Origin of the sequence: Nostocoides sp., from assembly GCF_035343835.1 — a bacterium.
In the GTDB taxonomy this organism is placed as follows: Bacteria; Actinomycetota; Actinomycetes; order Actinomycetales; family Dermatophilaceae; genus Nostocoides_A; species Nostocoides_A vanveenii.
Window position 1 is genome coordinate 1 of sequence record NZ_DAOQZV010000164.1, and the last position, 7392, is coordinate 7392.

At 68.1% G+C, this 7392-nt stretch carries 6 protein-coding genes; all 6 read left to right on the forward strand.

Going from position 1 to position 7392, the window contains the following annotated elements; translation table 11 throughout:
- A partial coding sequence (locus PKH97_RS11565) for a crosslink repair DNA glycosylase YcaQ family protein (RefSeq protein WP_324387599.1) occupies positions 1-1167 on the forward strand: 1167 nt, incomplete at its 5' end.
- A 91-nt stretch (positions 1168-1258) separates the two neighbouring features.
- Positions 1259-2647: a tryptophanase gene (locus PKH97_RS11570; protein ID WP_324387601.1), complete on the forward strand. Its 1389-nt coding sequence runs from the start codon at positions 1259-1261 to the stop codon at positions 2645-2647.
- Positions 2648-2726: 79 nt separating this feature from the next.
- Complete coding sequence (locus PKH97_RS11575) at positions 2727-3668, forward strand: DUF808 domain-containing protein (protein WP_324387602.1); 942 nt, start codon at positions 2727-2729, stop codon at positions 3666-3668.
- A 67-nt stretch (positions 3669-3735) separates the two neighbouring features.
- A complete protein-coding gene (locus tag PKH97_RS11580; RefSeq protein ID WP_324387603.1) occupies positions 3736-4821 on the forward strand; it encodes a sugar phosphate nucleotidyltransferase in 1086 nt (361 codons plus the stop codon).
- 21 nt (positions 4822-4842) lie between these two features.
- The gene (locus tag PKH97_RS11585) at positions 4843-6309 is read left to right on the forward strand and encodes a UDP-N-acetylglucosamine 2-epimerase (protein ID WP_324387604.1); all 1467 of its coding nucleotides are present in this window, start codon (positions 4843-4845) and stop codon (positions 6307-6309) included.
- Between the two features lie 235 nt (positions 6310-6544).
- A partial coding sequence (locus PKH97_RS11590) for a glycogen/starch/alpha-glucan phosphorylase (protein ID WP_324387605.1) occupies positions 6545-7392 on the forward strand: 848 nt, incomplete at its 3' end.

The following is a 7392-nucleotide window of genomic DNA, read 5'->3' on the forward strand; positions in this document are numbered from 1 at the left end:
GCCGAATGGGCCGAGCTGGCCGGGCGCAGCCTGGCGCGGCAGTTCCCCGCGGCCGGCCGGGACGGGACCTGCCGGCAGCGGACCCTCGACGAGGTCGTCGAGGCGATCGCCGCGATCGGCCCGATCCAGTCCCAGACCGCACGCTCGCCGTTCCTCGCCCTCGCCGCCCGCCTACCCGGGGCGGATCACGAAACTCTCAGTGCGGCATACGAATCCATGATGATTGTGCGCGGCAGCACAATCCGCGGCACCGTCCACACGAGCATCCCCGAGCATCATCGAGTCCTCGACGCGACAACTCGCATCGGGCAGCGCGCCTTGTGGGCGCGCACGCTACGTCTTGTCGACCGGACGTTGGAGGACGCCTGGGCCGGTATCGAGTCGTATGCCGCGACCACATGGCGCACGCCCGACGAGCTCCAGGCGCACCTCACCGGGTGGATCGCCACCGAGGACCCGGAGGCGACACCGCGGCTGGCCGGGCCGGCCGGCCGCTACTTCTCCTTCGGCCACGGCGGACTGCTGCGACGTCCGCTCGCGGGCGCCTGGTCCGGTCAAGGCGCACCCGGATATCGCACGGCGGCAACGCTTCTCGGTGATGGCGAGGCTCGCCGCGCCCTCCAGGCCGACCCGGAGGCCATGGCCGATGCCGCACTCGACCTGCATCTGCGCGCCCACGGGCCCAGCAGCCGCCAGGACCTCGCCTGGTGGTCGGGCCTCGGGCTGCGCGCCGTCGACGCGGCGCTCGCCCGGCGCACTGATCTGGTGACCACGACGGGACCCGACGGGCGCGACTACCACGAGCCCGCCGGCATACGGGCCGAGGACGGGTGGGAGTCGTTGGTGCCCAACGGGATTCGCTTGTTGCCCGAGTTCGATGCGCTGTTGTGCGGCTACGACCCGCCCGCCCGCGCCCGCTTCGTCGATCCCGACAACTACCGCGTGCTGTGGATGCAGGACAACGGACAACTTCTCGCGCCACTGCTGATCGACGGCCGCCTCGGTGGCTTTTGGCGCTTGACCGGATCCGGGCGGCGGCGCGGGTTGGACGTGCGTTGGTTTGCCGGCAGGCGGCGACCGCACAAGGCGGAATTGGACGCGCCCGTGTCGGCGCTCGCGAGCGCCCTGGGTCTCCCGGTCACCGACGTGGCGATCGCCCGCCACTGAACCGGGTGGCGTCGGCGGGCAGTGTCTCGGTGACCAGACACTCCCCGCCGGTCATCCACCTGGCCCCAGGAGGGCCCGATAGCGTCCGAGGGTGAGTGACAACGACGTCGAGTTCCGCACCGTGATCGAGCCCTTCCGCATCCACTCCGTGGAGCCTTTGCGCATGACGACAGCCGCCGAGCGGCGGGCCAAGGCTGCCGACGCGGCCTACAACCTCTTCCAACTGCACGCCGACGACGTGCTCATCGACCTGCTCACCGACTCCGGGACTGGCGCAATGAGCCGCGACCAATGGGCGGCCATCCAGCGCGGCGATGAGTCGTATGCCGGCTCGCCCAGCTTCTTCGTCTTCCGCGATGCCGTGCAGGAGCTCTTCCCCTATGCCCACGTCATCCCGACCCACCAGGGCCGAGCGGCTGAGCGCATCCTCTTCCAGGTCCTTGGCGGCCCGGGCAAGGTGGTGCCGAGCAACACCCACTTCGACACCACGCGCGCCAATATCGAGTTCACCGGCGCCGAGGCGGTCGACCTGGTCATCCCCGAGGGCCGCGACCCGCAGGCGGACCACCCCTTCAAGGGCAATATGGACATCGGGCGGCTCGAGGCGCTCCTGGCGGAGCGGGGCGCCGAGACCCCGGTCGTCATGATGACGATCACCAACAACTCCGGTGGCGGGCAACCAGTTTCGCTCGCGAACCTGCACGCCGTCGCGGACGTATGCCGCGCGGCCGGCAAGCCGCTCTTCCTCGACGCCTGCCGCTTCGCTGAGAACGCGTGGTTCGTCAAGACCCGCGAGCCCGGCCGCGAGCACGACACCATCCCCGACATCATCCGCGAGATGACCGGCCTGGCCGACGGCATGACGATGTCGGCGAAGAAGGACCCGATGGGCAATATCGGGGGTTGGCTCGCCCTCAACGACGACGACCTCGCGCTCCAGTGCCGCAATCTGCTCATCCTCACCGAAGGCTTCCCCACCTATGGCGGCCTGGCCGGCCGCGACCTCGAAGCCCTCGCACAGGGCCTGAAAGAGGTCGTCAGCGAGGACTACCTGCGTTATCGGATTCGGTCGACGGCCTATCTGGCCGACGCTCTGGTCGGGCTCGGCATCCCGTGCCTGACACCGGCCGGCGGGCACGCTGTCTATATCGACGCGGCGGCGCTCCTTGCGCACATCCCGGCGCTGGAGTATCCGGGGCAGGCCCTCGCCGTGGCCCTCTACGAGACCGGAGGGATCCGCTCCTGCGAGATCGGCTCGGTGATGTTCGGGCGGCAGCCCGACGGCTCGGAGCGGCCGGCGGCTATGGAATTAGTGCGACTGGCGATCCCGCGGCGCACCTATACGCAAAGCCATATCGACTATGTCATCGAGGTCGCCGAGCGGGTCAAGGCGCAGGCGCCCGATCTGCCCGGCTACCGGATCGTCGACGAACCGCCCGCCCTGCGCCACTTTACCGCGGCGTTCGCTCCGATCGGCTGACGCGGTCCTGGCCGCTACCCTGGTGGCTGCCCTCGACACACACCGACGCGGCCCGCCGCAGCCAAGGAGACTTCAGACGATGGCCGGCGGACTGGTCGCCCTGCTTGACGACATCGCAGCCCTGGCCAAGGTCGCGGCCGCGTCCATCGACGATGTCGGTGTCGCTGCGGGCCGTGCCACGGCGAAGGCGGCCGGAGTGGTCGTCGACGACACCGCCGTCACACCGCGCTATGTCCACGGCTTCACCGCCGATCGCGAGCTCCCGATCATCAAGCGCATCGCGATCGGCTCGCTGCGCAACAAACTGCTCTTCATCACCCCGGCGGCGCTGGTGCTGAGCCAGTTCGCGCCCTGGCTGCTGACGCCCATCCTCATGCTGGGTGGCACCTATCTGTGTTTCGAGGGTGCCGAGAAGATCTACGAGAAGCTCGCCGGGCACGAGGAGCAGGCCGAGCCCGCCGCGATGGAAGGTGTCGATTACGAGAAGACAATGACCCAGGGCGCCATCCGCACGGACTTCATCCTCTCCGCCGAGATCATGGTCATCTCCTTGAACGAGGTCGCCCACGAGCCGTTCCTGATGCGCACGATGATCCTCATCGTCGTCGCCCTGGCCATGACCGCACTGGTCTACGGCGTGGTCGCGCTGATCGTCAAGATGGACGACATCGGCCTGAGCCTGGCCGAACGCCCTTCTGCCACAAGTCAACGGATCGGGCGCGCGCTGGTCGCGGCCATGCCCAAGGTGATGTCGGTCCTTTCGACCGTCGGAATCGTCGCGATGCTCTGGGTCGGCGGGCACATCCTCCTCAAGGGCGTCGACGAACTCGGCTGGCATGCCCCGTATGCCGCGGTGCACCACCTCGAAGAAAGTCTCCACGGGGTCGGTGGGATCGGTGGACTGCTCGGCTGGCTCGCCAACACCCTGGCCTCGGCGCTCGCCGGAGGCCTGGTGGGCGCCGTCGTCGTCCTGATCGTGAGCCTGATCCATCGCCGCCGACCGGGGGCGGCCGCACACTGAGCGGTTTTGACCTGAGCGGTAAACCCGGGCATCCTTCCAAGACTCCCACCACAAGAAAGCCCGACGCATGTCCCCCGCTATTGCCGGCCCGCATCGTTACGCCGTGATCTTCGCCGGCGGCCGGGGTTCGCGGCTGTGGCCGCTGTCCACCGACACCTCGCCCAAGCAGTTCCAGGGCCTTGGCGAATCGCTCTCCTTGATCGGTCAGACCTTCCAACGGCTGGCCAGTTGTGTCGGCACCGAGAACATCTTCATCTCCACCACCCGGCAGTATGCCGGCGGCGCCCTCGAGGCGATCCCCGGACTCGACCCGGGCAACCTCATCCTCGAGCCCAACCCACAAGGCAAGCCCGCCGCCTACCACCTCACGGCCGCGGCTATCGCCAGACGAGATCCGCAGGCCGTCGTTCTCACGGCCGCGACCGACAGCTCCGTCACCCCCCTGTCGGCCTTCCAGGAGGCGGCCGACCGGGCCTTCCGCACCGTCGAGGAGCATCGCGAGCGCATCCTGCTCCTCGGCGTCAAACCGACCGAACTCGACACATCCCTGGGTTACATCGGGGTCGAGGAGAGCGACCTCGAGGTGCCCGGCCTCTTCGAGGCCTGCGACTTCATCGAGAAGCCCGACAAGGCGACCCTCGAAAAGCTGGCCGCCACCCGCACGCTCTACTCGAACACCTCGCACTATTGCTTCGCGGCCACCACCTTGCTCACGGTCTACCAGCAGGCGGCCCCGGATTTCTTCGCCAAGATTGACCGCTATGTCCACGACATGCGCGAGATCGCGTCCTACGACGGCGCGGGCGGCCCGAAGCACGAACTCGACGCCTTCATCGCCAATGGCTCCCCGATCGGTGTGATCGACGGTGGTTTCGGCTGGCACGACATCGGCACCTGGCCGTCGGTATACCGGATGCTCGCCGAGACGACCGGTCATGACCGGGTCTTCCTGGGCTCCGGCACCGACGAGGGCAGCCGCGACACTCTCGTCGTCAACGGCTCGACGATGGATATCATGACGGCTGGACTGACCGGGCTCGCCGTCGTCGCCTCCGACGACACCGTGCTGGTCGTGCCGCTGGAGTTGCTCGAGCGTTCGCCAGAAGTCCTCGCTCGGCTGCGACGCAGCGCCGGCGCGCCGAACCGGAAATGACCCCTAGGAGAAGTCGCAGTAATGCAGGCCGAGCCCCTCGCCTCCACCCTCGATGTCACGATCACCAGCGCGGCGACCGATGCCGACCGGGATACCGTTCGTCGGGTGCTCGCCGGCTACCAGACCGGAGAGCCGATCCATGTCGTCTTCATCGGCACCAAGCCGGACATCATCAAGCAGGCCCCCGTCATCCGCGAGTTGACCCATCGTGGTCTGCAAGTGCTGGTCTGCCACAGCGGCCAGCACACCGACTACGCCTATTCCGGCGGCATGCTCGATGAGTTCGGCATCACCGTCGGGCTGCACATCGACATGAGCGATCAGCCGGACCTCGGCGCCAAGGCCGCCGCGCTGATCGCCTGCGCGAATGTGCTCTTCGCCGAAGGCGTCGCCGCCGGACATACCCTGCTGCCCTACACCCATGGCGACACGATGACGGCGATGGCAGGCTCGGTCGCCGCCTACCTCAACCGCATCGCGTGCGTCCACGTCGAGGCTGGCATCCGAACTCTTTCGCTCTCGCGGGAATTCCTCATGGCCCAGTTCGAGGCCGTCTCCGCCGGCGAATTCGATTGGGAGAGCTATCGGTCCGCGCACCGCGAGATCGAGACCTTCCGTCTCGGCAGCCGCGAGCCCTTCCCCGAGCAGTTCAACACCCGGGTGGCCGATGCCGGCACCGGGCTGCACATGGCGCCGGTCGCGCTCGATCGCCGCTTCCTGCTCAACGAGGGCTTTCCCGGCGATTCCATCGTCGTCGTCGGCAACACGGTCGTCGATGAGATGACCCGCGCCAAGGACCGGGCCGGCGAATCAACGATCTTCGAACGTTTCCCCCAGTTGCGCTCCGGCGAGTTCATTCGCGTCTGCCTGCACCGCCGCGAGAACACCACCGACGAGCGGCGCTTCCGGGTCTATTTCGATGCCGTGGAGCAACTCGTCCGCTCCGGTCACAGCGTGCTGTGGGTCAGCCTTTTCGGAACCTTGGGCGCCATCGAGCGCTTCGGCCTGCAGGGGCGTCTCGATGCCCTGGTCGAGGAGTTCCCGGATACCTTCATCAGCACCGAGGTGTGGGCGCTCTACGGCGATGTGATCGCGGCGATGATGAACTGCGCGGCGATCGCCACCGACTCCGGAAGCATGCAGGAGGAGGCCAACGCTCTCGGTGTTCCGTGCATCACGCTGCGCTTCGGATCCGATCGCGGCGAGTCCTTCCTCGCCGGCGGCAACGTCCTGGCTCCCCCGGTGTCCGCGGACTTCGTCGCGACCGTCATCTCCTGCGCCGTGGCCAACCGTGGCGATCTGGTGCCCGAGCCGATCTACGGCACCGATTGCGCACCGCAGCTGGTGGACGCCGTCCTGGCCCGCGTCACGCTCGGCGACGGCCTCTTCCGGACCGAAGAGGACTTGCTCGGCTGGGACTGCGAGCGCTGGCCGGACATCACGGTGCAGGACCTGCCCCAGTCGAGCGTCACCTCCTTGGGCGGCTGACGGGCGCCCAGAACCTGGCCGAGATTACGCTCGCCATGCGGCGTGGTCGTATCCTGGACGTCGAGAAACCGCTTACATCGACGTCCCACCGGTCCTCCACGTTCGGAGGGCACTCCATGCTCATCATCAAGGAGCTAGCGTGACCGACACCGCCCAGGAACTCGACCTTCCCCAGGTCGCGACCCAGACCACCCCCGGCGAGGGCCACGCCTACCTCCACGAGCGCGGCGCGTCACTGGAGCCGAGCCACCCGCTGGCCCGCGGCCCGGTGGCCTCGCCGCCCCACTCGGTCGACGCCTTCGTCAAGGAGTTCCTCCGGGAGCTCAACTACGGGCAGGGCGTCCCGCTCTCCCGCTCCTCCCTCAACGACCAGTACCTCGCGCTCGCTCGGACGGTGCGTGGCTACCTGACCGCCCGGTGGCTCGAGACCGCGCGCAAGCGGCGTTCCCACACCGAGCGCGCCGTCGGCTACCTCTCGGCCGAATACCTGCTCGGCCGTCAACTCGACAATGCCCTCCTGGCGACCGACTTGACCCAGATCGCCGAGGACGCCCTCCACGCCTGCGGAATCGAGCTCGATGCGCTGCGCCAGGTCGAGGTCGAGCCGGGCCTGGGCAATGGCGGGCTGGGCCGCCTGGCCGCCTGCTTCATCGACTCGATGGCGACCATGGGCGCCCCGTGCATCGGTTACGGCCTGCGCTACGAATACGGCATCTTCAAGCAGACGTTCGTCGACGGCCGCCAGGTCGAGATCCCGGACAACTGGCTCTCGATGGGCGACCCCTGGGAGATCGCGCACCCGGAGATGGAAGTCCCAGTGCACTTCGGCGGGCACACGGAAAGGTATGTCGACGAGGCCGGTCGCGACCGCGTCAAGTGGATCCACGGCTGGGACGTCCTCGGCATCCGCTACAACTACATGGTCCCCGGCTACCAGAACGGCGTCGTCAACACGCTGCGCCTGTGGCGCGCGCGGGCGACACGGGCCTTCGACCTCGACATCTTCAACGCCGGCGACTACGCGCAGGCGGTGCGCAGCCAGACCTTCGCCGAGAACATCTCCAAGGTGCTCTACCCCGAGGA